This window comes from Bacillus sp. FSL R9-9834 (assembly GCF_038006905.1).
GTDB classification, from domain to species: Bacteria; Bacillota; Bacilli; order Bacillales; family Bacillaceae_G; genus Bacillus_A; species Bacillus_A pacificus.
Map to the genome: position 1 here is coordinate 3,496,643 of NZ_JBBOWD010000001.1, position 26,135 is coordinate 3,522,777.

The 26,135-nt window shown below is 37.6% G+C and carries 23 protein-coding genes and 2 pseudogenes; 6 read left to right on the forward strand and 19 right to left on the reverse strand.

Annotated features, from left to right (window positions below):
- Positions 1-16: 16 nt before the first annotated feature.
- Complete coding sequence (spoVK, locus tag MKY00_RS18090) at positions 17-973, reverse strand: stage V sporulation protein K (RefSeq protein ID WP_000438181.1); 957 nt, start codon at positions 971-973, stop codon at positions 17-19.
- A gap of 113 nt (positions 974-1,086) precedes the next feature.
- Between spoVK and MKY00_RS18095 the strand changes: the two genes are divergently transcribed.
- Complete coding sequence (locus MKY00_RS18095) at positions 1,087-2,052, forward strand: tyrosine-type recombinase/integrase (protein WP_016718265.1); 966 nt, start codon at positions 1,087-1,089, stop codon at positions 2,050-2,052.
- A gap of 113 nt (positions 2,053-2,165) precedes the next feature.
- Positions 2,166-5,659, forward strand: a pseudogene (locus MKY00_RS30220) (Gly-Xaa-Xaa repeat protein).
- A gap of 80 nt (positions 5,660-5,739) precedes the next feature.
- Here MKY00_RS30220 and hfq read toward each other — a convergent pair.
- Together hfq and miaA are read right to left on the reverse strand one after the other, a co-directional pair.
- The gene (gene hfq / locus MKY00_RS18110) at positions 5,740-5,964 is read right to left on the reverse strand and encodes an RNA chaperone Hfq (RefSeq protein ID WP_000813896.1); all 225 of its coding nucleotides are present in this window, start codon (positions 5,962-5,964) and stop codon (positions 5,740-5,742) included.
- A 21-nt stretch (positions 5,965-5,985) separates the two neighbouring features.
- Positions 5,986-6,939 (reverse strand): tRNA (adenosine(37)-N6)-dimethylallyltransferase MiaA, encoded by a 954-nt coding sequence (miaA, locus tag MKY00_RS18115; RefSeq protein ID WP_016718266.1) that lies wholly within the window; start codon positions 6,937-6,939, stop codon positions 5,986-5,988.
- A gap of 181 nt (positions 6,940-7,120) precedes the next feature.
- Between miaA and MKY00_RS18120 the strand changes: the two genes are divergently transcribed.
- Positions 7,121-7,366, forward strand: coding sequence for a hypothetical protein (locus MKY00_RS18120; RefSeq protein WP_000814415.1), 246 nt, complete (start codon positions 7,121-7,123; stop codon positions 7,364-7,366).
- Between the two features lie 62 nt (positions 7,367-7,428).
- Here the strand turns inward: MKY00_RS18120 and entD are convergent, their stop codons facing one another.
- The 8 genes from entD to gabP all read right to left on the reverse strand — a co-directional run bounded on the left by entD (position 7,429) and on the right by gabP (position 16,406).
- The gene (gene entD, locus MKY00_RS18125) at positions 7,429-8,361 is read right to left on the reverse strand and encodes a cell wall-binding protein EntD (RefSeq protein WP_016718267.1); all 933 of its coding nucleotides are present in this window, start codon (positions 8,359-8,361) and stop codon (positions 7,429-7,431) included.
- Between the two features lie 348 nt (positions 8,362-8,709).
- Complete coding sequence (locus MKY00_RS18130) at positions 8,710-10,566, reverse strand: PTS fructose transporter subunit IIABC (protein ID WP_016718268.1); 1,857 nt, start codon at positions 10,564-10,566, stop codon at positions 8,710-8,712.
- Between the two features lie 13 nt (positions 10,567-10,579).
- Positions 10,580-11,491, reverse strand: coding sequence for a 1-phosphofructokinase (pfkB, locus tag MKY00_RS18135; RefSeq protein WP_016718269.1), 912 nt, complete (start codon positions 11,489-11,491; stop codon positions 10,580-10,582).
- Complete coding sequence (locus MKY00_RS18140; RefSeq protein ID WP_000957276.1) at positions 11,488-12,240, reverse strand: DeoR/GlpR family DNA-binding transcription regulator; 753 nt, start codon at positions 12,238-12,240, stop codon at positions 11,488-11,490. The genes pfkB and MKY00_RS18140 overlap by 4 nt, the downstream gene beginning before the upstream one ends.
- Before the next feature lie 158 nt (positions 12,241-12,398).
- The gene (locus MKY00_RS18145) at positions 12,399-13,562 is read right to left on the reverse strand and encodes an iron-containing alcohol dehydrogenase (protein WP_001179079.1); all 1,164 of its coding nucleotides are present in this window, start codon (positions 13,560-13,562) and stop codon (positions 12,399-12,401) included.
- 116 nt (positions 13,563-13,678) lie between these two features.
- A complete protein-coding gene (locus MKY00_RS18150; protein ID WP_000228316.1) occupies positions 13,679-14,221 on the reverse strand; it encodes a DUF420 domain-containing protein in 543 nt (180 codons plus the stop codon).
- Positions 14,222-14,539: 318 nt separating this feature from the next.
- Positions 14,540-14,878 carry a hypothetical protein gene (locus MKY00_RS18155; RefSeq protein ID WP_016718270.1) on the reverse strand — a complete coding sequence of 113 codons (339 nt, stop codon included), beginning with the start codon at positions 14,876-14,878 and terminating at the stop codon, positions 14,540-14,542.
- Between the two features lie 133 nt (positions 14,879-15,011).
- A complete protein-coding gene (gene gabP / locus MKY00_RS18160) occupies positions 15,012-16,406 on the reverse strand; it encodes a GABA permease (protein ID WP_016718271.1) in 1,395 nt (464 codons plus the stop codon).
- Between the two features lie 373 nt (positions 16,407-16,779).
- Between gabP and MKY00_RS18165 the strand changes: the two genes are divergently transcribed.
- Positions 16,780-17,862 carry a chitinase gene (locus tag MKY00_RS18165; protein WP_000932466.1) on the forward strand — a complete coding sequence of 361 codons (1,083 nt, stop codon included), beginning with the start codon at positions 16,780-16,782 and terminating at the stop codon, positions 17,860-17,862.
- Between the two features lie 112 nt (positions 17,863-17,974).
- On the opposite strand, the gene MKY00_RS18170 is transcribed toward MKY00_RS18165, so the two are convergent.
- Positions 17,975-18,868, reverse strand: coding sequence for a metallophosphoesterase (locus MKY00_RS18170; RefSeq protein ID WP_016718272.1), 894 nt, complete (start codon positions 18,866-18,868; stop codon positions 17,975-17,977).
- A gap of 196 nt (positions 18,869-19,064) precedes the next feature.
- On the opposite strand from MKY00_RS18170, the gene MKY00_RS18175 reads away from it, so the two are divergent.
- Together MKY00_RS18175 and MKY00_RS18180 are read left to right on the forward strand one after the other, a co-directional pair.
- Positions 19,065-19,880, forward strand: a complete 816-nt coding sequence (locus MKY00_RS18175) for a formate/nitrite transporter family protein (RefSeq protein ID WP_016718273.1) — start codon at positions 19,065-19,067, stop codon at positions 19,878-19,880.
- A 142-nt stretch (positions 19,881-20,022) separates the two neighbouring features.
- On the forward strand, positions 20,023-20,295 hold the full coding sequence (locus MKY00_RS18180; protein ID WP_001043904.1) for an HU family DNA-binding protein: 273 nt from the start codon (positions 20,023-20,025) through the stop codon (positions 20,293-20,295).
- Positions 20,296-20,314: 19 nt separating this feature from the next.
- On the opposite strand, the pseudogene MKY00_RS18185 reads toward MKY00_RS18180, so the two are convergent.
- The 7 genes and pseudogenes from MKY00_RS18185 to MKY00_RS18215 all read right to left on the reverse strand — a co-directional run.
- A pseudogene (locus MKY00_RS18185) lies at positions 20,315-20,407 on the reverse strand (GNAT family N-acetyltransferase); the annotation flags it as partial.
- Positions 20,403-22,820, reverse strand: coding sequence for a heavy metal translocating P-type ATPase (locus MKY00_RS18190; protein ID WP_016718274.1), 2,418 nt, complete (start codon positions 22,818-22,820; stop codon positions 20,403-20,405). The gene MKY00_RS18190 and the pseudogene MKY00_RS18185, both read right to left, overlap by 5 nt.
- A gap of 95 nt (positions 22,821-22,915) precedes the next feature.
- Positions 22,916-23,122, reverse strand: coding sequence for a copper chaperone CopZ (gene copZ / locus MKY00_RS18195; protein WP_016718275.1), 207 nt, complete (start codon positions 23,120-23,122; stop codon positions 22,916-22,918).
- A 202-nt stretch (positions 23,123-23,324) separates the two neighbouring features.
- The gene (locus MKY00_RS18200) at positions 23,325-23,627 is read right to left on the reverse strand and encodes a metal-sensing transcriptional repressor (RefSeq protein ID WP_000509876.1); all 303 of its coding nucleotides are present in this window, start codon (positions 23,625-23,627) and stop codon (positions 23,325-23,327) included.
- A 290-nt stretch (positions 23,628-23,917) separates the two neighbouring features.
- Positions 23,918-24,145, reverse strand: coding sequence for a hypothetical protein (locus MKY00_RS18205; protein WP_000849103.1), 228 nt, complete (start codon positions 24,143-24,145; stop codon positions 23,918-23,920).
- Between the two features lie 318 nt (positions 24,146-24,463).
- Positions 24,464-25,291, reverse strand: a complete 828-nt coding sequence (locus MKY00_RS18210; RefSeq protein WP_016718276.1) for an alpha/beta hydrolase — start codon at positions 25,289-25,291, stop codon at positions 24,464-24,466.
- Between the two features lie 15 nt (positions 25,292-25,306).
- Complete coding sequence (locus tag MKY00_RS18215) at positions 25,307-26,128, reverse strand: ABC transporter ATP-binding protein (protein WP_000025777.1); 822 nt, start codon at positions 26,126-26,128, stop codon at positions 25,307-25,309.
- Positions 26,129-26,135 lie beyond the last annotated feature (7 nt).

Consider the following 26,135-nt stretch of genomic DNA (forward strand, 5'->3'; position numbering starts at 1 on the left):
AAAACAGACGCACAGCTTACGTACTGTGCGTCTCCTCTTCAAGCATCAAATCACTGCTTGATATTCCAATCAAATCATATTTATCATATGCATCCTCTTGTAACAACCGCATAGCTTGTGTACGAATCGATTTTTCAACAATATTCCGGACATATCGTCCATTACTAAAGGATGTAATTTGCGATGAGTACTTTACAGCATGTAAATGATCTCTAAATTTCCATTCAGCCTCTTTCGATAACTGATATTCACGTTCTTCATACATCCTCTTCCCTATTTCTAACAACTGATTTACTGAGTAGTCCGCAAACTCAATTATAAATGGAAAACGAGATTGCAGTCCTGGATTCAATGAAAGAAAGTGATTCATCTCTCTTGAATATCCAGCTAAAATCAATACAAAACCGTGTTGTTTATCTTCCATATGTTTTACGAGCGTATCAATTGCTTCTTTTCCAAAATCTTTTTCTCCCCCTCGGGCTAATGAATACGCCTCATCAATAAACAAAATTCCTCCCATTGCTTTTTTTATTAAATCTCTTGTTTTTTGAGCTGTATGACCGATGTACTCTCCTACAAGATCCGCACGTTCAGCTTCAACTAAGTGCCCTTTCGATAGAATATTCATCTCAAATAATAATTTCCCTATCATTCTAGCAACAGTTGTCTTCCCTGTACCTGGATTCCCTTTAAATAACATATGAAGTACTTGTTTCTCAGACTTCAATCCTATTTCTTGTCTTTTTTTATTCACATATATCCAAGCATATATTTCTTTTATTATCTTTTTTATATCATCCATCCCAACGAGTTTTCCCATCTCTTCTTCAATTCTTTGCAGCATCTCATGTTTCGTAGTAGTTTCATTTGAAATTACTGTTTTATTTTCTGCAGCCGGTAAAGAAATTTTCTTTCGATGATTTAACACAATGTTAATTTGATTATTATTTTTCTTTCGCATCGATTGTTCCATACAATCACCTCATTTTATCCACTCACCAAATATTATTATTCTTGTCTCCTTTGCAAATGACTATTTTCAGAAAAGTTTGCTATAATAAAAGAAATAATGAAGGTGGTGGGACTATGGAGACAACGGAATTCCATGATACAATACAAGCCTTTTCTATTTTTTTATTGAATAAAGGCCGAAAACCTTCAACCATTAAACGTTATGTTTATGACATTGAAGATTTCGGACATTGGTTAGAAAAAAACAAAAAGCTCCCTTCCAGTAATATATGGGCTACACTTTGTACAAAAGACTACGAAGATTACTTTTCCGACTTAAAAAAGAATCGACATTACTCAGAGAAAACGATGCACCGTGTATTCATTGTATTAAATCGAATGCATCACTTTCTAAATATTCCTAACCCATTAAAGAACATGGAAATTTCTATTCAACCAGACCGCACACTCCGCAATGAAGATTTCATTTCATCTGATGAAGAAAAAAGATTAAAACATATAGTCACTTCATTAGAAGGACTTTCAGAAAAACAACGTCCTGTACGCCCTTTATTGATGGATCGTAATATCGCTATTTTAAATTTATTAATTGACTATGGATTATCCTTACAGGAACTTACAGCATTAACTATGCATCACGTCCACTTTGAAACTAACACGTTATCTATACCTGCAACCGCAGGAGTAGAAAGAACAATTACTTTAACTAGCGAAGACAAAAAACAACTATATACTTATTACAAAAGCATCCCTGAACCCGTTCGTCCAAAATATCATAGTAATGATCCATTATTTGTCGCATTCGATTTTAATCGCGGAACATACAGATGGGTATACGAAAATGATGCACCAAAGGGATTAACAGAAATCGCTATCCAAAAAATGATTCGCCTTGAAGTATCCAGAGCTAATTTACGCAAAGGAATCTCAGGACAACACTTTCGTAACACCTATATTTTAAACTTAATAAAAAAAGAAACTCCGGAGTCAGAAATTATAAAGCTAGCTGGCTTCAAGTCAAAGATTTCACTAAAACGATATTATCAATACGCAGAAAATAGAAAAAACGCCTTATCATAAGGCGTTTTTTCTATTTTTTCTTCAAACAAACGATTTTACTATGACCATTTAACTAATTTTTGCATCTACTATGATGAGTTTCGTTCATATCCTCATGAGAAAGGAGAGATTTAATGTCTCATTATAACGACAGTCAGAACAAATTCTCCAAACCATGCTTTCCAAGTAGCGCTGGACGAATTCCAAATACTCCATCAATCCCAGTTACTAAAGCACAACTTAGAACATTCCGCGCAATCATTATCGATTTAACAAAAATAATCCCAAAACTTTTCGCAAATCCATCTCCCCAAAATATTGAAGATCTAATTGATACATTGAACCTACTAAGTAAATTTATTTGTTCACTAGATGCTACTTCCTCCCTGAAAGCACAAGGGTTAGCTATTATTAAAAACTTAATAACTATATTAAAAAATCCAACTTTCGTAGCAAGCGCTGTATTTATCGAGCTTCAAAATCTAATTAATTATTTACTATCCATTACAAAACTATTCCGAATTGACCCTTGCACACTTCAAGAGCTTCTTAAATTAATCGCAGCATTACAAACCGCTCTAGTTAATTCTGCTTCATTCATTCAAGGACCTACTGGACCTACTGGGCCAGCAGGGGCTACCGGTGCTACTGGACCTCAAGGACCTCGGGGTAATACAGGCGCTACTGGCGCTACCGGATCTCAAGGACCAGCGGGGGCTACCGGTGCTACTGGACCTCAGGGGCCTCAAGGTAATACAGGCGCTACTGGCGCTACCGGATCTCAAGGACCAGCGGGGGCTACCGGTGCTACTGGACCTCAAGGGCCTCAAGGTAATACAGGCGCTACTGGCGCTACCGGATCTCAAGGACCGGCGGGCGCTACTGGTGCTACTGGGCCTCAAGGTGTTCAAGGTAACACGGGCGCTACTGGCGCTACTGGACCTCAAGGTATTCAAGGTAACACGGGCGCTACCGGTGCTACTGGACCTCAAGGTGTTCAAGGGAACACGGGCGCTACCGGACCTCAGGGGCCTCAAGGGAACACGGGCGCTACTGGTGCCACTGGTATAGGAGTTACCGGACCTACTGGACCTTCTGGTGGGCCTACTGGACCTACTGGGCCTCAAGGTAACACGGGCGCTACCGGCGCTACTGGACCTCAAGGTGCTCAAGGACCAGCGGGCGCTACTGGCGCTACTGGACCTCAAGGCGTTCAAGGACCAGCGGGCGCTACCGGTGCCACTGGACCTCAAGGCGTTCAAGGTAACACGGGTGCTACTGGACCTCAGGGTGCTCAAGGTAACACGGGTGCTACTGGTGCTACGGGACCTCAAGGTGCTCAAGGACCAGCGGGCGCTACCGGTGCTACGGGACCTCAAGGTGCTCAAGGACCAGCGGGCGCTACCGGCGCTACTGGACCTCAAGGTGCTCAAGGACCAGCAGGGGCTACTGGCGCTACTGGACCTCAAGGCGTTCAAGGTAACACGGGCGCTACTGGTGCCACTGGACCTCAAGGTGTTCAAGGTAACACAGGTAACACAGGTGCTACTGGTGCCACTGGACCTCAAGGCGTTCAAGGTAACACGGGTGCTGGTGCTACTGGACCTCAAGGTGCTCAAGGTAACACGGGTGCTACTGGTGCTACGGGACCTCAAGGTGCTCAAGGACCAGCGGGCGCTACCGGTGCTACGGGACCTCAAGGTGCTCAAGGACCAGCGACCTCAAGGCGCTACCGGCGCTACTGGACCTCAAGGTGCTCAAGGACCAGCAGGGGCTACTGGCGCTACTGGACCTCAAGGCGTTCAAGGTAACACGGGCGCTACTGGTGCCACTGGACCTCAAGGTATTCAAGGACCGGCGGGCGCTACTGGTGCCACTGGACCTCAAGGTATTCAAGGTAACACGGGTGCTACTGGTGCTACTGGACCTCAAGGTGCTGCTACCGGTGCTGGACCTCAAGGTGCTCAAGGACCAGCGGGCGCTAGACCTCAGGGTGCTCAAGGTAACACGGGTGCTACTGGTGGACCTCAAGGTGCTCAAGGACCAGCAGGTGCTACTGGTGTGCTCAGGGTGCTCAAGGACCAGCAGGTGCTACTGGTGCCACTGGACCTCAAGGTATTCAAGGACCGGCGGGCGCTACTGGTGCTACTGGACCTCAAGGTGTTCAAGGACCAGCAGGTGCTACTGGTGCTACTGGACCTCAGGGTGCTCAAGGACCAGCAGGGGCTACTGGTGCTACTGGACCTCAGGGTGCTCAAGGACCAGCAGGTGCTACTGGACCTCAAGGTGCTCAAGGACCAGCAGGGGCTACTGGCGCTACTGGACCTCAAGGTGCTCAAGGACCAGCAGGTGCTACTGGTGCTACTGGACCTCAGGGTGCTCAAGGACCAGCAGGTGCTACCGGTGCTACTGGACCTCAGGGTGCTCAAGGACCAGCAGGTGCTACTGGTGCCACTGGACCTCAAGGTATTCAAGGACCGGCGGGCGCTACTGGTGCCACTGGACCTCAAGGTGTTCAAGGACCAGCAGGTGCTACTGGTGCTCTGGACCTCAGGGTGCTCAAGGACCAGCAGGTGCTACTGGTGCTACTGGACCTCAGGGTGCTCAAGGACCAGCAGGTGCTACTGGTGCTACTGGACCTCAAGGTGCTCAAGGACCAGCAGGTGCTACTGGTGCTACTGGACCTCAAGGTGCTCAAGGACCAGCAGGTGCTACTGGTGCTACTGGACCTCAGGGTGCTCAAGGACCAGCAGGTGCTACTGGTGCTACTGGACCTCAAGGTGCTCAAGGACCAGCAGGTGCTACTGGTGCTACTGGACCTCAGGGTGCTCAAGGACCAGCAGGTGCTACTGGACCTCAAGGTATTCAAGGACCAGCAGGTGCTACTGGTGCCACTGGACCTCAAGGTATTCAAGGACCGGCGGGCGCTACTGGTGCCACTGGACCTCAAGGTATTCAAGGGCCAACGGGCGCTACTGGTATAGGAGTTACCGGACCTACTGGACCTTCTGGTGGGCCTCCTGGACCTACTGGACCTCAGGGACCTCAAGGTAATACAGGTGCTACTGGACCTCAAGGTATTCAAGGGCCAGCAGGTGCTACTGGGGCCACTGGACCTCAAGGTGCTCAAGGACCGGCGGGTGCTACTGGTGCTACTGGACCTCAAGGTGTTCAAGGGCCAACGGGCGCTACTGGTATAGGAGTTACAGGACCTACTGGGCCTACTGGACCTAGCTTCCCTATAGCAACAATTGTTGTAACAAACAACATTCAACAAACAGTACTACAATTTAATAACTTTATCTTCAGTACTGCAATTAACGTAAATAATATTATCTTTAATGGCACAGACACAGTTACAGTTATCAACGGCGGTATTTATGTAATTAGCGTATCCATCTCTACAACTGCACCAGGATGTGCGCCACTCGGAGTAGGAATTTCAATAAATGGAGCAGTTGCAACTGACAACTTCTCTTCAAATTTAATAGGCGACTCACTTTCATTTACTACAATCGAAACATTAGCTGCAGGAGCAAACATTTCTGTCCAATCTACTCTTAACGAGATTACGATCCCTGCAACAGGAAACACTAACATTCGTCTAACTGTATTTAGAATCGCTTAAATTTCACTATTTATTGTTTATGGCAAATAAAAAAAGAGCGAGAAACTCGCTCTTTTTTTGTTATGTACAATAATTTATTACTACTCTAATTCAATTGAAACATTTTTTTGTGGTACGAATGTAGAAATTGCATGTTTATAAATAAGCTGTTGCTTACCTTCTGTTTCCAGTAGGACTGTAAAATTATCAAATCCTTTAATTAACCCACGAAGCTGGAAACCATTTAATAAGTACAGCGTAACAAACGTATTCTCTTTACGGAGTTGATTTAAAAACTGATCTTGAATATTGATTGATTGCTTCATGTCGAATCCTCCTCTTTTTCTCTACTTACTATTATTCGACTTTAGTTGTAGCTTTCCTTCTATGTATCGTAAAATTTCTGACGTTTTTTCACCGTCTGTAACATCAAACCATGTGACATCCATCTTATTACGGAACCACGTTAATTGACGTTTTGCATAACGACGTGAATTCGTCTTTAATTGTGATACCGCTTCTTCTAAAGAGACACGATCCTCAAAATAATCATATATCTCTTTATACCCAATCGCTTGAATAGATTGACAATCTCGTATCCCTCGATTATACAACCCTTCTACTTCTTCTAATAAACCTTGGTCCATCATTATATCAACTCGTAAGTTAATGCGATCGTATAGCATTTCACGATCCATTGTCAAGCCAATTAAGGAAACATCGTATAATAACTCGTTTTCTTGTTTTTCAAGTTGATCACTCATTTTTTCACCCGTCGTGTGGAAAATTTCTAACGCCCTAATGACACGGCGTACATTATTTGCATGAATACGCTCAGCGCTTTCTGGGTCTACTTCCTGTAATTTCTTATGTACATATTCCACACCACGTTCTAATGCTAACTTTTCCATTTGTTCTCGGTATATAACATCACCAGCATCATCCGTAAACTGATAATCGAATAAAACAGATTGTATATACAGACCAGTTCCACCAACGATAATCGGCAATTTACCACGCTCTGTAATCTCGCGAATATGCTTACGAACACGTTCTTGAAATTCGGCAACCGAAAATGATTCTTCCGGATTTTTTATATCAACCATATAATGTGGAATTCCGTCCATCTCTTCTTTCGTCACCTTTGCGGTTCCAATATCCATCGTACGATAAATCTGCATGGAATCTCCACTTATAATTTCACCATTTAACGCTTTGGCAAGATCAATACTTAACTTCGTCTTCCCAACAGCAGTTGGTCCAATGATGACAGCAACTTTTTCACGTTGCACTTCTCCCATATCATTCAACTCTCTTTATGTAATGTACTCCATCTATTGATTATATCCAATCTTACCAATTTTAACGGCATGATTGCAAGTTCTTTCATTACGGTACATGAAATTATAAATAAAAAAGAACATAGTTTGTCCAATTCCGCATATACATGATTAAAAATACCTTCGAGAGGATGAGTTAACTATGAAACAATCCACTATCAATTTTTCATCTTTGACAAAAGACCTCATTTTAGCTACTGCTACAAAAGAACACAATTGTTCACAAGAAGAATTATACTTTGCCTTAAATTGTTTACTACGTTCTTTTCATTCTGCTCTCCAAGAAACAACATTACATCTAGAAAATAAAGATACAGAGTATATACAAAACCAATTTTGCAGTGCATATAAAATTATTACAGGTAAAACTATTTACCCTTTTCAATAATCCATAAAAGGCGGTTGCTTACATACTTTCAAGCAACCGCCTTTTATATTAATACATATACACTACTCTATCACTTTCACTTTTACAGATTTGCGCCCCCAGCTATTCGCACTACCATCTGAGCCAACTAAAACATCAATACGATTTCCTTTAATCGCCCCACCAGTATCTCCAGCAATCGCTTCTCCATATCCTTCTACCCATACTTTTGATCCAAGTGGAATTACTTTAGGATCAACAGCAATTACTTTCATATTTGGATTCGCTGTTAAATCATGCCCCATTGCAGTTAATACACGACCACCATACGAACCATTCTCACTCGGATCTGCTGTATATGCTGTCGCTTCTACCGTTATTTCACGTCCACCAGCCGGTGCACTTGTTTCATTAGATTTCGCAACTTGTTTCGTAGTTGACTGCTGTTTTGCCACAGGTTTACTTGATTCTACATTCTTAACAGATTCTTTACCCTTAACTACTTTATTACTTTTAACCGGCGTATTTACTCTTTCCGGCGCTTCTTCTTTCGTTGCAACTTCTTTCTTTTCAATCACTGGTGCCGTTCCTGTTAAAAATGGCACATGAACATATCCTGTTTTTCCATTATAGTCAAATTGCAACCATTCATTTTGAACTTGATTTGTCGTTTCAATTACATCATTTTTATTCAGTTTACCAAGAATTTCTGAGTCAGTATTCGCTCCAGCGCGAACATTTAACACACCCGCCGTCACATAATATGTACTTTTTGTAAATTCAGCACTTACAAACGCTTCTTGACCATTTAATTTAATTTTTGTCCATCCGTTTTCTGTATTTACAACATCTAATTTATTTCCACTTAACATTTTACCTACAAGCTTAGACTCTACAGTTGGGTTTTCTCTAACATTTAATACGTCTGTTGTTACAATCGTTTCTGCTTTCGCAGAACCTGCAAAAATCCCAAGACCAAAAACTGCCGCCGTTGCTATACCTAATAATCTTTTCATGAATAGCCTCCATTTGCTTTGTTTTCGTATTTTTATTATAGCAACAGATTTTTAGTATTTTTCGAAATCACACAATTACAAACCATTCGTAATATGCGATTAATGAGTTGTAACATAAATTTCCATATTAATGAATCCCATTTCTAATAGAATCTTCAATAGTTTTCATATACTTTCCACATACAAGCACCAGAATTTTTTTCCAGAAAAAATTACAGTATTACTTTTTTGTTACAAAAAAATCATATTTCATTACATCTTTTACCAAAATTCATCATTCTCCAATTATTAACCTCCTTTTTTGTAATAAAAAGGAGCAGCTAATAAAAGCTACTCCCTTTACACGTATTATTTAACTTTCTTTTTCCAAATTCCCATCATAAGAGCAGAAACAACTGCCCCTATCAATATCGAGAAAATATATAACACTGGTTTATTGACTAAAGCGATAACAAACAATCCACCATGCGGTGCTGGTAATGTAATTTGGAATAACATTGATAATGCACCTGCAATACTTGAACCGACAACACAACTGACAATTACCCGAACCGGATCTGCTGCTGCAAATGGAATCGCACCTTCTGTAATAAACGATGCCCCCATAATATAATTTGTTAAACCAGACTTACGTTCCGCTTCTGTAAACTTCGATTTAAAGAAGGTAGTTGCTAACGCAATTGCAAGCGGTGGCACCATACCACCGGCCATAACCGCTGAATGCACCCCAAAGTTCTTCGCTTCTATCGCAGCAATACCAAACGTAAATGCTGCTTTATTAATTGGACCACCCATATCAATTGCCATCATCGCACCTAAAATAAGACCTAGTAATATAGCATTTGTACCGTTCAAACCATTTAACCATCCTGTTAACATTTCATTCAATGCTACTACAGGCGGAATTACTACTTTTTGCATAACAACTCCTGTAATCAATAATCCAAAGACTGGATATAACAAAACAGGCTTAATTCCTTCTAACTGTACTGGTAACCCTGAAAATAATTTTTTCAATCCTAAAACAACATATCCGGCTAAGAAACCAGCAATTAATCCACCTAAAAATCCAGCATTCGCATGTGCCGCTAAAAATCCTCCGACAACACCAGGCATAAAACCAGGACGATCAGCAATAGAACTAGCAATAAATCCTGCTAAAATTGGTACAAGGAATAGAAATGCCCCTGTTCCCCCTCCTCCAATAGACATGAACAATTCAGCTAAAGGACCTTCTGCTTTTATACCACCAAACGAAAACGCTAGCGCAATTAAAATCCCGCCACCAACAACGAATGGAAGCATATTACTTACGCCGTTCATTAAATGCTTATAAATTCCTAATCCTTTTTCTTTCTCCGTATTTTCTACCTTTCCATCCTCTTTTACACCTTTAAAGATTGGTGCATCTTGTTTTACAGCCCGATTAAGAAGCGTCTCCGTTTTTCTAATCCCATCAGCGACTGGCACTTGAATAACATGTTTCCCAGCAAAACGGTTCATTTCTACTTGTTTATCTGCCGCAACAATTATAGCCGTTGCGCGTTCAATATCCTCTTTCGTTAAACCGTTTTTTATACCTGTTGATCCGTTCGTTTCAACTTTAATTGCAATTCCTAGCTCTTCTGCTTTTGCTTTCAAGCTATCTGCAGCCATATATGTGTGAGCGATTCCAGTCGGGCAAGCTGTAACAGCTAATACGTACGGTTCATTCCCTTCTGGTTTTGCAACTTCAACCTCTTCTTCTTTTTCATTTTCTTTTTCATCAAATAAACGAAGAAGTTCTTCTTCATCCTTCGCTTCTAACAATTGCTTACGAAACCCTTCATCCATTAATAGTGTAGATAGGCGTGATAACGTTTCTAAATGCGTATTATTCGCCCCTTCACTCGCAGCAATCATAAAGAATAAATGCGCTGGTTGTCCGTCAAGCGATTCATAGTTGATACCGCTTACACTTCTACCAAAACAAATCGCTGGTTGCTTAACAGCTTTTGTTTTCGCATGAGGTATAGCAATCCCTTCACCAATGCCGGTTGTACTTTGTGACTCCCGCTTTAAAATAGCTTCTTTAAATTCAGCTTTGCTATTTAAACGATTTGCCCCGTTTAATTTCTCAACTAACTCATCTATGACAGCTTCTTTATTTGAAGCTGTCAAATTCATAATAACTGTATCCCTTTTTAATAGTTCTGTAATTTTCATATGTTGCTTCCCCCTATCGCTTAGTTACAATTACTTGCGACAATAATTCTTCTACTTTTTCCTTTTCACATAAATCGGCTGAAAATGCTGTTGCACTCCCTGTTGCAACGCCATATTGAAATGCCTTTTCAATATCTTTTGTCTGTTCATATCTTCCTACAAATCCCGCAACGAGAGAATCTCCAGCCCCAACCGAATTAATTACAACACCTTTTGGAATAGTTGCTTCATATATACCTTCTGCCGTAAATAATAAAGCCCCATCTCCGGCCATTGATACGATAACATGCTCTACACCTTGTTCAACTAATTTTCTTCCATATGGTAAAACATCTTCTACTGTGGAAATCTCTACTCCGAATAACTCACCAAGTTCATGATGATTAGGCTTTATTAAAAATGGTTTATTTTTAACTACATGCTGCAAGGCACTACCACTTGCATCTACTACTACACGAATGCCTTTTTCAGCTCCGAACGCTGCGATTGATGCATAAAAAGTAGTTGGGATAGACGCTGGTACACTTCCAGCTAGTACAACACAATCTCCCTGCTCCATACTTTCAATTTGTTTCATTAATTGTTCAAATTGTTCCTTAGTCACACTAGGACCTTGTCCATTTAATTCTGTCTCTTCTCGTCCTTTTATTTTCACGTTAATTCGAGTATCTTCACTTACTTGGATGAAGTTTGTTATTACACCTTCTGTCTGTAATACATCTTTAATAAATCGACCGGTAAATCCACCAGTAAATCCAAGCGCTACATTTTCAACACCTAAACGATGAAGAACGCGAGAAACATTAATTCCTTTTCCTCCAGGAAACTTCATATCTTTCTCCGCTCGATTTACTGCGCCTAAATCTAAGGAATTAACTTGTACTACATAATCAATAGATGGATTTAAAGTTACTGTATAGATCATTGTTTATCAGCCTCAATTACATTGGTTTGTCTTTTATATTTTTCTAAATCAATTTCTAAATGGTTTGTAATAATATTTGCCTCTTCCACATTGGCAATTTTCGCAAACGCAACTTCCGAAAACTTACTTTCATCTATTAAGAAATATCCTTCATTTGCTAATGTTAATGCCATTTGCTTTAAAAGTGCCTCTTCTGGATCTGGTGTTGTAAAACCAAGCTGTTCATGTACACCATTCGCTCCTAAAAAACATTTATCAAAACGATACTTCTGCATACTTTCCTGCGCCATTGCACCGATTAAAGCTTTCGTCCTACTCTTCATCATTCCGCCTAGTAAATATGCACGAATATTATTTTCAACTAAAGCTTCAATATGCATAAGTCCATTCGTAACAACGGTAACATCTTTATTTATTAAAAATGGAATCATTTCAAATGTTGTACTTCCTGCATCTAAATAAATACAATCACCTTGTTCCACAACGTTAGCCGCATACTTCGCAATTTGTTGTTTTATTTGAATGTTTTTGGATGATTTTTCAACCATCGTTGGCTCCTGTCCTTTTCCCGTTAAAACAGCCGCACCACCATGAACTCTTTTTAATAACCTTTGCTTTTCCAATTGTGCTAAGTCACGACGAATTGTTGATTCAGAGCTTTCTGTTCTTTCCACTAATTGTTGTAATTTAACAACCTTCTGCTCTTTTACAAGTTGCAATATCATTTGATGACGTTCAGGAGTTAACATTTCATTCACCTCTTCTTTGATTACAGTATAATGAAAACGATCACAAAAATCAACCACAAACATTCACAAATAATCAAAATCAGTCACAAACAGTTATAAACAACAAAAAAGAAACCCATTGGATTGTTATATCAAATGGGTTCCTTTACTCGCTTCACTTATAGGGAAGCTTTATATATGCTTAAAACATCGTCTTTATTTAATTTTTTAAAGTTACCAAATTCGCCATAAGCCATCGCTTTATCCGCCATTACATCAATTTCATTTTCTCCAATAGCATAATCAGATAACGTTACTGGTGCCTCAATTGAAGTCCAAAATTGACGTAACGCCTCAATTCCTTCTAACGCAATTTCTCGATCAGTCTTTCCATCTGTTTCTACATCGAATACACGAATAGCGAATTGTTTAAAACGACTTACATTTTCATCTACAACATGCTTCATCCAGTTCGGGAATAAAATCGCAAGGCCACCTCCGTGTGGTATATCATGAACCGCAGAAACTGCGTGCTCAATATTGTGTGTTGCCCAGTCTCCTTTTACTCCCATCGCTAAAATACCGTTTAGCGCCATAGTACCGCAGTATAAAATAGTTTCTCTATGCTCATAACTTTCTAAATCACTTAAAAGCTTAGGGGCAGTTTCAATTACTGTTTTTAAAACAGACTCACAATAACGATCTTGTAATTCTGTATTTGTTCCGTGGTGGAAATATTGCTCTAATACGTGCGACATAATATCTACCATACCGTAAATTGTTTGATCCCTCGGTACAGACGCAGTATGAACGGGATCTAAAATTGAAAATTGCGGGAAAGTAACTGGACTACCCCAGCCATATTTTTCATTCGTTTCCCAGTTTGTAATGACAGAACCAGCATTCATTTCAGATCCTGTTGCTGCAAGCGTAAGTACAGTACCAAATGGTAATGCCTCACTAGCAAAAGCTTTTTTCGTTACAATATCCCACACATCTCCATCGTACTTACTACCAGCAGCAATTGCCTTCGTACAGTCAATTACACTTCCTCCACCAACTGCTAAAATAAATTCAACACCGTTATCTTTACAAATTTGAATTCCTTTCTTTACAGTTGATACACGTGGATTCGGTTCAACGCCTGTCAATTCAAACACTTCTGCATTTATATCTTTTAAAATAGAAATTACATTATCATAAATACCGTTTCTTTTAATACTACCTCCCCCGTATACGAGAAGAACTTTTTTACCAAACTGTGGAATTTCAGTTTTCAACTGTTCTAATTGCCCTTTACCGAAAATAAGTTTCGTTGGATTACGAAATACAAAATTTTGCATATCCCTTTACCATCCCTTCTATATGAAAAGTAACTATACTTTTGTATACCATATTTTTTTCATTTCACAAAAATATTTGCCTAACAAAAAAATCCCAGCCTATAGGCTGAGATTTTTTATTGATAATAAGGTGAGATCATTAAGTAAACAATAACACCAGATAAACTTACATATAACCAAATCGGCATCGTCCAACGTACAATTTTACGATGACGTGTTAATTGATTTGTAAAACCAAATACAAGTGCAAACAATGCAAGTGGTACAATAATTGCTGCCAGGATAATATGTGTAATTAAAATGATGAAATACACATATTTAATAAACCCTTCTCCGCCAAAATGTGTTGCCGGCGCTAAGTAATGATACGATAAATAAGAAACACAAAATAGCAACGTCGTCGTAAATGCTGCCAGGATGAAACCACGGTGCATTTTCACATTCTTCTTAATAATAGAGTATAGCGCTGCTAATAAGAATACGAACGTAAAGCTATTAAAAATTGCGTTTAACATTGGTAAAATCGTTACATCAAAATGTACTTCTCCTTCATAGCCAACAGGTCCAAAGAACAAAAATAAAATAATCGCATTTACAATTACAGAAAGCGTTATCACAATAGGAGCATAGCTTTTCTGATTTGTTGATTGATCCACCAAAATGGTCACTCCCTCTTCCTTCAAATATGTATACGTAACCTCACTATTTTAACATACTATTCACAGTGTAAATGTGACAATAGTTTGACACAGCAAGACAAAACAAAGAAAAAAACCCTTCTTAATAAAACTTCTTAAGAAGGATTTTATCGCTTTATTATTCAAATAGCAATGCGATTAGTTTTTGTTAAAAAATGTATCGCTATATGCTTGAAAAATTTCAGACACTTGATATCCCATTAAAGAAATTGCTGTTAATGAAAAGAAACCAATCATAAGAAATCGAAACCACATATAAATCTCCTCCTTGTATTTAGCTTAAAAAACATTCGCTATATTACAAGTTGAGTGGCACTCTTCATCGTCACTTTCCTTTTTCTTTACAATTGCTGTAATAAATCGAATCATAAAGAAAAATACAAAAGGAAATTGTTCGTAATTTACCTTGGCATAGTTCAGCAACGGCTCGCGTTGCATATCGAACGGGGATGAGAAGGAATAGAACATACCTTGCTCTTCCATATATACAATTACAATTTTCATACAAAATACGATTCCTAGAAACGAAACAATATCTTGCCATTCTGTCGTATATAACAGGTTATACAGCTCTAATACGTAATCTTCCATCGTCATCCCCCCTTCCTTTTTTACCATTCTGCTCGCCTTCGTATAAAAAGTCAAGAAAAAAGTTTATATTCACTATGACAATAGTAATTACTCATTTCTATGATTATATATGATTCTTTTATAGCAATGATTGGGTGTAACTCTCTTCGAAAACAAGAAATTAGAATCGAACAGATTCCTCATTCTTACTTGTAGTATTCGATACTGTACTATTTTTATTTCTATTAAAAATAAAATAAGAAAGTATTATAAGAACAGTAACAAGCATCGTCAAAAGTGCTTGTGAACGTAAAGATTCAATTGCAAGCATCGCAACTAAAACTGCTATAATAGCGGCAATTGTAACATACGTTACATACGGGAAAAACCACATTTTCACTTTCAAATTTTGTTGTTCTACTTTCCCCATTTTTTTACGGATCTTTAAATGCGAAACAGCTATAACGAGATAAACGAGCAACGCAATCCCGCCAGATGCATTCACTAAAAATAAAAAGACTTTATCTGGAGATATATAACTAAAAACAACTCCAATATAAGCGAAGAACGTTCCGAATAAAACTGCCCGAACTGGAACACCACTATTGTTCAATTTCAAAAACGCCTTTGGAGCATCTCCTCTTTCTGCCATCGAAAAAAGCATTCTTGAGTTCGTATATAAACCAGAATTTAAACAAGAAAGTACAGCTGTTAAAACGATAAAATTCATAATTTGTGCTGCCGCTGGTATCCCTATATGTTCCAGTACCGCTACAAACGGACTTTTTAGTATGTTCGCTGAATTCCATGGAAGAAGTGTAACAACTACAGCAATCGATCCAATGAAAAATACGAGAATACGCCAAATTACACTATTTGTTGCTGTTTTTACTGCTTTTACAGGTTCAGCAGATTCTCCAGCAGCTACTGCAACAATCTCAGATCCCATAAATGAAAATATAACGACAGTAATTCCAAGTAGCACCGAACTTATACCGTTTGGCATAAATCCTCCTTGTCCTACTAAATTCGAAGTCCCAGGTGCTTCCGTTCCTGGTACAAATCCTAAAATAACAGCTAGTCCAAGACAAAGGAACAAAACGATACTTATTACTTTAATAAAAGAAAACCAATATTCAAACTCTCCAAATGATTTCACCGAAAAAACATTCGTCAATGTTAATAAAATCGTTAATATTAGGCTTAATAACCAAAGTGGGATTTCTGGAATCCAGTATTGAATAATACCAGCACCTGCTGTGGCTTCTATTGCAATAACAATTACCCAGAAAAACCAATATAGCCACCCAATTGTATAACCGGCCCATGGACCAATTGCTTCTCTTGCATATGTTGCAAATGACCCACTTGTCGGGTTAATAGCTGCCATTTCTCCAAGCATTCTCATAACGAAAATAACTAGAAGTCCTGCTAATGCATATGAAATGATAGAACCTGGTCCGGCTGAATGTACAACCGCCCCACTTCCAACAAACAAACCAGCTCCTATTACGCCACCAATTGAAATCATTGTAATATGGCGTATTTTGAGGTCTTTCTTAAGATTTTTTTCCAACTCTTGTACATCCCCTTCCAAACGTAATTTTGAAATTTGCCCTGCATTAACGGTCAGTAAGACCCCCACCTCAAAATTCAGGGGAAGCAAAGAAGTTAGGTGGGAATCTACTCCCCGTAAATGCCCGATTGGTTCAACTTTATGTAAGAGTATTATGTGAAAAACCTTGGCCTACACTTTAAAATATATCAAAATATTCTGAATTTAACAATTGTAATGCAAGCTCCTATAAAAATTATTTCATTAAGTTTAACAATTTCCCATATACAATTGTTGAGAAAATTATAGTTACCTTACAAAAGAATGAATTTTCAGATATTATTAAATAAACAAGATTATACATCTAGACAACTTTTTGTATAGGAGTGTTGATATGTTAAACAAGTTCAAATTCATTTGTTGTACGTTAGTAATTTTTTTACTGTTACCACTATCCCCCTTTCAAGCACAAGCAGCAAACAATTTAGGATCAAAACTACTCGTTGGATACTGGCATAACTTTGATAACGGTACTGGCATTATTAAATTAAGAGACGTTTCACCAAAATGGGATGTAATCAATGTATCTTTTGGGGAAACTGGTGGTGATCGTTCTACTGTTGAATTTTCTCCTGTGTATGGTACAGATGCAGAATTCAAATCAGATATTTCTTATTTAAAAAGTAAAGGAAAGAAAGTAGTTCTTTCAATAGGTGGACAAAATGGGGTCGTTTTACTTCCTGACAATGCTGCTAAGCAACGTTTCATTAATTCCATACAATCTCTAATCGATAAATACGGTTTTGATGGAATAGATATTGACCTTGAATCAGGTATTTACTTAAACGGTAATGACACTAATTTCAAAAACCCAACTACTCCTCAAATCGTAAATCTTATTTCGGCTATTCGAACAATCTCAGATCATTACGGTCCCGACTTTCTATTAAGCATGGCTCCTGAAACAGCTTATGTTCAAGGCGGTTATAGCGCATACGGAAGCATCTGGGGCGCATATTTACCGATTATTTACGGAGTGAAAGATAAACTAACATACATTCACGTTCAACACTACAACGCTGGCAGTGGCATTGGAATGGACGGTAATAACTACAATCAAGGTACTGCAGACTACGAGGTCGCTATGGCAGATATGCTCTTACATGGTTTTCCTGTAGGTGGTAATGCAAATAACATGTTCCCAGCTCTTCGTTCGGATCAAGTCATGATTGGACTTCCTGCAGCACCAGCGGCCGCTCCAAGTGGTGGGTATATTTCTCCAACTGAAATGAAAAAAGCTTTAGATTATATCATTAAGGGAATTCCTTTCGGAGGAAAATATAAACTTTCAAATGAGAGTGGCTATCCTGCATTCCGCGGCCTAATGTCTTGGTCTATTAATTGGGATGCAAAAAACAACTTTGAATTCTCTAATAACTATAGAACATATTTTGATGCGATTTCCTTGCAAAAATAATAAAAAACAACAATAGGTTTTATATGACCTATTGTTGTTTTTTATTTACCATCAATTAACATCGCTCGTTCATCAAAATCAAATTAAGAATGATGATGTGGAATTGAATACATTAGTTACTATTTTGCTTCAATACAAATACTGAAAGTTCAGGTACACTCAAAAATCTAACAGGCATTCGAGTTGTCCCAATCCCACGATTTACGTATAAATGTAATGGCTTATTCCTTCCTTCTAATTCATACATACCTTCAACATGACTCTCAGCTAGTTTTGTCGTAATGAATGGACCGATAAAAGGGATTTGAACTTGTCCTCCGTGACTATGGCCTGACATTTGAAAATCAACTGGGTAACGTACTATTTTGTCTACAACATCCGGCTCATGTACTAATAACATATTGAAATCTTGTTGCCTTACATGTTTTAAAGTCGAGTCTATTTGCGGCTTACCTAATAAAAAATCATCCAAACCTGATATTGTAATATATTTGCCGTTTTCCGCTTTAATTTTCTGCACTTCATTGACTAACACAGCGAAACCAGCTTCCTCCATATATTTTTTATAAAATAAACTACCTCCGCCGCCCCTATCATGATTCCCAAACACTGCATATTTCCCTAAGGGCGCATGTATTTTTTGTAAAATCCCTTTCGCTTCTTCTCTTTCGGCTTTGTACGATCCAAACTTATCTATTAAATCCCCTGTGAAAACTACTACATCTGGACTTAATGCATTCATCTTCTCCACCAAATTTTCTAATTGTTTCAGTGTGAATTCTGGTCCTAAATGTACATCTGAGAACTGTAATATTTTTTTATTATGAAACTCTTTAGGAATTGTAGAAGCTTCTATTTCATTCCACGTAACTGTTACTAGTTTTCGTTCTATTTCTGTCGCATAGAAATACAAACTTATAGAAATCATTACTACACTTACGAAACTGATTATAGATATCTTGACGATTGATTTTTTTTGTTCTTCTTTTACGTGATACGTATTCATGTTCTCACCTCTAGAAGTACTTTAAAACCTTATTGTTACATTCATGTGACAACACGAACAATGTTAGTTATATTCAATTCCAGCCCTGCTCACTTTGACAAATTTATACAGAAGTCATAACATATTTTTTATAATACATAGATTCTTAAAAATGTTCCATTTATTCTTTTATCATTTTATTAAGGAGAGATTATTCATGTCTGTATTTACACCAGAAGAAATCACGGAACTTGCTGCTAATTCCGGAAGAAAAAAAGCTCATTTATCATTACTCCTTATGCTAATTCTCGGTTTTTTTGGCGGTGCTTTCATAGCATTAGGGTATTTACTCGATATTCATGTTATTGGAACAATGCCAAAAGCTTGGGGATCATTTACTAGTTTTCTAGGTGCCGCTGTATTCCCTATCGGTCTTATACTCGTTATTCTTGCAGGCGGTGAGTTAGTAACTGGCAATATGATGACCGTTTCAATGGCGTGGCTTCATAAAAAAATCGACTTATTTCACTTCATTCGAAATTTAGTTATTGTTACGTTTAGCAACTTCATAGGTGCTGTATTCGTTGCTTATTTTTTCGGTCATGTCGTCGGATTAACAGAGGGAGCTTTTTTAGCAAAAACAGTTTCTATTGCGCAAGCTAAACTACAAGATACACCACTACAAGCCTTCATTTCTGCCATCGGATGTAATTGGCTCGTTTGTTTAGCTGTTTGGCTTAGTATGGGAAGTAAAGAATTTATCGGAAAGATTATCGGCATTTGGTTCCCAGTTATGACTTTTGTTGCAATTGGATTTCAACACGTTGTAGCCAATATGTTTGTCATCCCAGCTGCAATTTTTGCTGGTCATTTAACATGGATTGAATATTTTCCAAACTTCATTTTTGTTTTCTTCGGAAACTTAGTGGGAGGTATGTTATTTGTGGCATTACCTTATTTCATATCTTATAATAAGAAACTACCTTCCAATAAAGAGCAAACCGAATTAAAGAAAAAATCTGTATCCGCTTAAATGAACCGTCTATATAGACGTATCTAAAAAATATTACAAATTCCATTTTTTTTACGAATATATGTGCGTACACTTGTTCTCGAATGTTTTATACGTTATAATAACAACTTAAATAGCATTATTTACATATGAGGTGAAAAACATGAACAAAACAGAATTAATTAAAAACGTAGCACAAAATGCTGAGATTTCTCAAAAAGAAGCTACTGTAGTTGTACAAACTGTAGTAGAATCAATCACTAACACTCTAGCTGCTGGTGAAAAAGTACAACTTATCGGATTCGGTACATTCGAAGTTCGCGAAAGAGCTGCTCGTACAGGCCGTAACCCACAAACTGGTGAAGAAATGCAAATCGCAGCTTCTAAAGTACCTGCTTTCAAAGCTGGTAAAGAACTAAAAGAAGCTGTAAAATAATGAAAAATAGCCTTCTCGTTTACGAGAGGGCTATTTTTTTCATTACATAATTAATAAAAATCTGACCATTATGCTGTTTCTTTTGTTCCTTTATGCACATAAAGCCTTTATTTTAACTTCACTCTTTGCAATCGTAATGCATTTAATACGACCGATACAGAACTAAATGCCATCGCTGCTCCTGCAACCCAAGGCGCTAAGAAGCCAAGCGCTGCAATCGGGATTCCTAAGCCATTATAAGCTAGTGCCCAGAATAAGTTTTGCTTAATATTTCTTATCGTCATCTTACTCATAAAGATTGCATCAGCAATACTATTTAAATCACCACGGATTAACGTAATATCTGCCGCTTCCATCGCTACATCCGTTCCTGTTCCAATCGCCATACCGATATCCGCCGTTGCAAGTGCTGGAGCATCATTTATTCCATCTCCAACCATTGCTACTTTTTTACCTTGCGCTTGAAGTTGTTTCACTTCTTCTGCTTTTCCTTCTGGTAATACTTCTGCAATTACGTGATCAATACCTACTTGCTTAGCGATTGCCTGAGCAGTTTGTGTATTATCTCCTGTAATCATAACAACGTCTAGACCCATTTTCTTAAGTCTTGCGATAGCTGCTTTTGACGTATCTTTTACAGTATCTGCAACGGCAACTATACCAGCATATTCTTTATTGATCGCAATAAGCATTGCTGTTTTTCCTTCTCGTTCTAACTCTTCCATTGATTTAGAAACTTCTTCAATATCAATATTGAATTTCTTCATTAATCGGCGTGTACCAATTAATAATTGTTTTCCTTCTACGACTGATTCAATACCAAATCCAGGAATCGCTTCAAATGTTTCTGAACTTGGAATATCAATTTTCTTTTCTTTAATTCCATCTACAATCGCTTCTGCAAGTGGGTGTTCAGAATTTTTTTCTGCCGCACCTACTAAACGTAGTATTTCTTCTTCATGGAATCCATCTGCTACAATTACATCTGTTAACACAGGCTTCCCGTTTGTCACAGTACCTGTTTTATCTAGAATAACTGTATCTAATCGATGCGTTGCTTCTAAATGCTCTCCGCCTTTAAATAAAATACCATACTCAGCTGATCTTCCTGATCCAGCCATAATAGATGTAGGCGTTGCAAGACCTAATGCACATGGGCAAGCGATAACAAGTACTGCTATCATTTTCTCAAGTGCTCCGCCAAAATCACCTGGTGTAACAAAGATCATCCACACTGCAAATGTAATAATCGCGATTCCAACTACAACTGGTACAAAAATACCAGAAATTTGATCAGCTACCCTTTGAATAGGAGCTTTTGAACCTTGTGCCTCTTCTACTACTTTAATAATTTGAGCTAATGCAGTATCTCTTCCTACCTTAGTTGCTTTCACTTTTAAAAATCCATTTTTATTCATTGTAGAACCGATTACTACATCCCCAATTGTTTTATCAACTGGAATACTTTCACCTGTTAACATCGATTCATCTATTGCTGACTTTCCTTCTACAATCTCACCATCTACTGGAATTTTTTCACCAGGCTTTACATAAACGATATCACCAGCTACTACTTCTTCGATTAAAATTTTCATTTCTGTTCCATCTCGCACAACTGTAGCTGTCTTTGCCTGTAAACCCATCAACTTTTTAATTGCCTCTGATGAACGTCCCTTTGCTTTTGCTTCAAATAATTTACCTAAAATAATTAGTGTAATAAGTACCGCGCTCGTTTCAAAATATAAATCTGTCATATGCTCCGAAGAACCGATAGATTGAATGCTTAAATATACACTATAGAAATAGGCAGCCGACGTTCCAAGTGCCACAAGAACATCCATGTTAGCACTTTTATTACGTAACGCTTTATAAGCTCCAACATAAAACTGTCCACCAATGATAAATTGAACTGGCGTTGCAAGAGCCATCTGCACCCAAGGGTTCATAAGCATATCAGGTAAATAAATAAACGATGTAAATGAGAAGTGACTTACCATTGCCCACAGTAACGGGAATGATAAAATAAACGAAACGATAAACTTCTTCTTTTGTCGCTCAATTTCTTGTAAGCGATGATCAGTTGATCCATCTTGCTCATCTGATTTCAATTCCAATTTATATCCTAATTTCGTAATTGCACTCTTCATTTCATTTACATTAATTTCATCAGGATTAAAATCTACTGTAGCCGATTCCAAAGCGAAATTTACTGTCGCTTCGTTCACGCCTTCTAACTTATTTAAACGCTTTTCTACTCTATTCGCACATGCTGCGCATGTCATTCCTGAAACAGTAAATTCAGCTTTATCACTTACAATTCCATATCCTAACGATTCAACTTTTTCCTTAAATTGTTGCGGATTTGTTTTTTGGGGATCATACATTATTTTTGTTTTTTCAAGTGCAAAATTTACATTTGCATCATGAACACCTTCTACTTTTTTTAGGCCTTTTTCAATTCTATTTGCACATGCGGCACATGTCATTCCTGATATTTGAAGATTGGCCTCTTTTTGTTCATTCATGTCTCTCACCTCTATATACCCTTATGAGGTATAATTATTAGCAAAATAAATCGTACTTTATAGAAAGTACGATTTATTTCCATATCTAAAAATAATTATTGAACATCGTATCCTTGATCTTCAATTACAGCAATGATATCTTTTAATGTTACAACTGACGAGTTGATAGTAACTTCAACAGTTCCTTCTGCTAATTGAACTTTTACTTGATCAACGCCATCTAGTTCTTTCACACTACTTTCAATAGCATTTACACAATGTCCACAAGACATACCTTCAACTTGTAATGTTAACTGTTCCATTTAAAATCCTCCTCTTGTTTCTTTATTGTTTGTTAATCACAATTACATATTACCATACCCCCCTAAGGTAATCAATAGTTTTGTATCATGATTTTTCAATTATTTTCTAAAAGTTTATTTTACATACACTTTTTCACATCAATACCCCGAAACCTTATATGAAAGTAAACAAAAAACAAGCCAGTTACGTACTAGCTTGTTTTTACGCTTTTGAAAAACGTTCAAATACTGTCATTAATTCTTCAATTGCTTCGTCACCATTACCATCTTTAATTGCACCTGAAACACAATGACTTGTATGGTTTTTTAATACACCCATTCCTACTTTTTTCATTGCTGCATTAATCGCTGAAATTTGCACTAAAATATCCACGCAATACCGATCATTTTCAATCATATTTTGAATACCCCGAACTTGCCCTTCAATTCTCTTCAATCTATTTATAATTTGCTCTTTTTCTTTTTCTGATCTATGTGTTACTGCTTCATGCTCTTTATGCCCCATATTATCACCTTCTTAAAGTTTCTCTTCATCCAATAAAACAATTACTTTTACGAGTATACCAATTATAGCATTAAATATCTATGCATGATACCCCATATGAGTATATTTCCACTTTATGATTATTTTTAATACATTGTTAGCTTCTCAGTCTCAATTTTCATTATACCCTTTCCTTTTTTCAAAAAACAATAATAAGCGGAGATTTTCCATCCCCGCTTATTATTCATTCCCAAATATAAAAGTCTCAATCTTCACACATGTAAATTGAGACTTTTTCTTCCTATATATAATTATTGCTGATCACATACTTTTGTATCATTCACTACTGAAGTTCCTTCAACGGTTACCGTATGAAAACAGTCATTTACACGAACTGTCACAACGTTATCTTGCCGATCAATGATATGATATTCATTAAAATTTTTATTCAGAGCACTGCGAATTTGTTCTCCTTCATAAATTGGAATGCCATGTGATAAAACCCAAATAAGCCCAGCGATAGCAAGAATAGTTTTCATACGATCTACCTCCTTGAGAATATAGTGAACTTTTCATCCGTGCTTTTTCAGCTCTACGAATCATAATTGGAATGAACCAAGCCTTTTCGGAAATAAGTTCATTTCGTCTATTTTATGTTTATGCTAATTGTGAACGAATTGTGACAACTTTTTGTCTCTTTAGACGAAAAGTTGAAACAAAACTTTCAAAAAGGACAATTCTACTTACGCAAACAAAAGGCTATGGAGAATTTCCCCATAGCCTTTTGTTTATATTTTATTAGACGATTACTTTATTAACTAACCTAAAAATGTGGATTCACTCAAATCACTAACCTTTTAATCGCTGGATACATGACTAACAAACCTCAATCCTTTACTTAAAGAAGTCGGCACAACAGATGCGTGATTCTCCCCTTCAGCTTCATAAAACGTAAATCTAAACTGATCGTGTTTCACTTGGAAAAGGCGCTCTGATAATTCCTTTGCCCCTACAACCATATGCTCTCGTTCTAGTGAACCCACTGTAAGAAATACTCCTGTTTTAACCTTTGCATTGTTTAATTCACTTATAAGATTCTCTTCTTTTTCAAGCACAGATTGGTTATTCCACCAAATCGACGGGCTACTTATAAAATAATTTTGAAAAGCATTTAGATTTGTAAAGAATATATGTAAAGCAAATAGACCACCTAAAGAATGCCCAAATAGTGTTTGCTTTCCTTTATCAATTTCAAAATTCTTTTCAATTTGCGGCTTTAATTCTTCTTCAATAAAAGTGAAAAAATGATGTGCTCCTCCTGTTTTAGGCCACGGTTTACCGTCTGGCTTTAATGGTGCATCATTTGAAATTACGCTAGGCGTAAAATCATAGCATCTTTCTTCACCTGAAAATGCCCCTTCAATTGGATAACCAATACCTACTATAATGGCTGGTGAAACACCTGTTTTTTCTGCTCTAACTGATTGTATTTTAACAGCTTCATGGAATGTTTGAAAAAAGGCATTGCCGTCTAATACGTATATAACAGGATACCCTGACTCGGGTGCTGGCTGCCTCGGCTTTGAAATATAAATTTGATATTCGTTACCTTCTAATTTTGAATACATGTTCCACTGTTCTGTATTAGATGTTTTAATCTGCTGTTTTTCAATAGTAGTATTCACCCTATATCCCCCCTTTTAACTTGTTACATATATTTCTACTTTTTCTTCTTGAGATACAACGCTATCATAACCGAAGCAAACAGGAGCCCCGTTATACGGATCGATCATGACACGCGCATCAATATGAAATACTTCTTTTAATACTTCATTTGTAATAATCTCTTCTGGACTACCAGTTGTAACAATTTCTCCTTCCTTCATTGCAATAATTTCATCTGAAAACCTTGCTGCATGGTTAATATCATGTAGTACCATAACAACCGTACAATTATGTTCTTTATTTAACTTCTCCACAATTTGTAATACATCTAATTGATGAGACATATCAAGGTATGTAGTTGGCTCATCTAATAACAACACTTCTGTCTCTTGTGCTAATGCCATCGCTAGCCATACCTTTTGCCGTTGACCACCAGATAGATTTGCTATTTGTCTTGTTCGAAATGCAGAAGTTTTCGTTATATCTAATGCCCAGTCAATCATCTCTTTATCTTTTGAAGTTAACTTATTTACATTATTTCGATGTGGATAACGTCCATAAGAAATTAATTCTTCTACTTTAAGCTCTCCTGGCGCAATTGGAGTTTGCGGGAGTAAAGCTAACTGCTTCGCAATTTCTTTCGTTGGAATTGTATTTAGATCTTGCCCTTGCAAATATACTTTACCGCTCTTTTGCTTTAAAATTCTTCCCATTGTTTTTAACAATGTTGATTTACCGCACCCGTTTGGCCCTATAATTGTCGTTACTTTTCCTTCTTGTATTTCCACATTTAAATCGCGAAACACTGTAAGCTTTTCATAACTCGTTTCTAAATTTTTTGCACTTAAAATACTCACTTTTATT

Excerpts from the sequence above, each read along its gene's own strand:
- spoVK (WP_000438181.1), bottom strand. The coding sequence starts at position 973 with ATGGAACAATCGATGCGAAAGAAAAATAATAATCAAATTAACATTGTG.
- MKY00_RS18095 (WP_016718265.1), top strand. The coding sequence starts at position 1,087 with ATGGAGACAACGGAATTCCATGATACAATACAAGCCTTTTCTATTTTT.
- hfq (WP_000813896.1), bottom strand. The coding sequence starts at position 5,964 with ATGAAGCAATCAATCAATATTCAAGATCAGTTTTTAAATCAACTCCGT.
- miaA (WP_016718266.1), bottom strand. The coding sequence starts at position 6,939 with ATGGGAGAAGTGCAACGTGAAAAAGTTGCTGTCATCATTGGACCAACT.
- MKY00_RS18120 (WP_000814415.1), top strand. The coding sequence starts at position 7,121 with ATGAAACAATCCACTATCAATTTTTCATCTTTGACAAAAGACCTCATT.
- entD (WP_016718267.1), bottom strand. The coding sequence starts at position 8,361 with ATGAAAAGATTATTAGGTATAGCAACGGCGGCAGTTTTTGGTCTTGGG.
- MKY00_RS18130 (WP_016718268.1), bottom strand. The coding sequence starts at position 10,566 with ATGAAAATTACAGAACTATTAAAAAGGGATACAGTTATTATGAATTTG.
- pfkB (WP_016718269.1), bottom strand. The coding sequence starts at position 11,491 with ATGATCTATACAGTAACTTTAAATCCATCTATTGATTATGTAGTACAA.
- MKY00_RS18140 (WP_000957276.1), bottom strand. The coding sequence starts at position 12,240 with ATGTTAACTCCTGAACGTCATCAAATGATATTGCAACTTGTAAAAGAG.
- MKY00_RS18145 (WP_001179079.1), bottom strand. The coding sequence starts at position 13,562 with ATGCAAAATTTTGTATTTCGTAATCCAACGAAACTTATTTTCGGTAAA.
- MKY00_RS18155 (WP_016718270.1), bottom strand. The coding sequence starts at position 14,878 with ATGGTAAAAAAGGAAGGGGGGATGACGATGGAAGATTACGTATTAGAG.
- MKY00_RS18165 (WP_000932466.1), top strand. The coding sequence starts at position 16,780 with ATGTTAAACAAGTTCAAATTCATTTGTTGTACGTTAGTAATTTTTTTA.
- MKY00_RS18170 (WP_016718272.1), bottom strand. The coding sequence starts at position 18,868 with ATGAATACGTATCACGTAAAAGAAGAACAAAAAAAATCAATCGTCAAG.
- MKY00_RS18175 (WP_016718273.1), top strand. The coding sequence starts at position 19,065 with ATGTCTGTATTTACACCAGAAGAAATCACGGAACTTGCTGCTAATTCC.
- MKY00_RS18180 (WP_001043904.1), top strand. The coding sequence starts at position 20,023 with ATGAACAAAACAGAATTAATTAAAAACGTAGCACAAAATGCTGAGATT.
- MKY00_RS18190 (WP_016718274.1), bottom strand. The coding sequence starts at position 22,820 with ATGAATGAACAAAAAGAGGCCAATCTTCAAATATCAGGAATGACATGT.
- copZ (WP_016718275.1), bottom strand. The coding sequence starts at position 23,122 with ATGGAACAGTTAACATTACAAGTTGAAGGTATGTCTTGTGGACATTGT.
- MKY00_RS18200 (WP_000509876.1), bottom strand. The coding sequence starts at position 23,627 with ATGGGGCATAAAGAGCATGAAGCAGTAACACATAGATCAGAAAAAGAA.
- MKY00_RS18205 (WP_000849103.1), bottom strand. The coding sequence starts at position 24,145 with ATGAAAACTATTCTTGCTATCGCTGGGCTTATTTGGGTTTTATCACAT.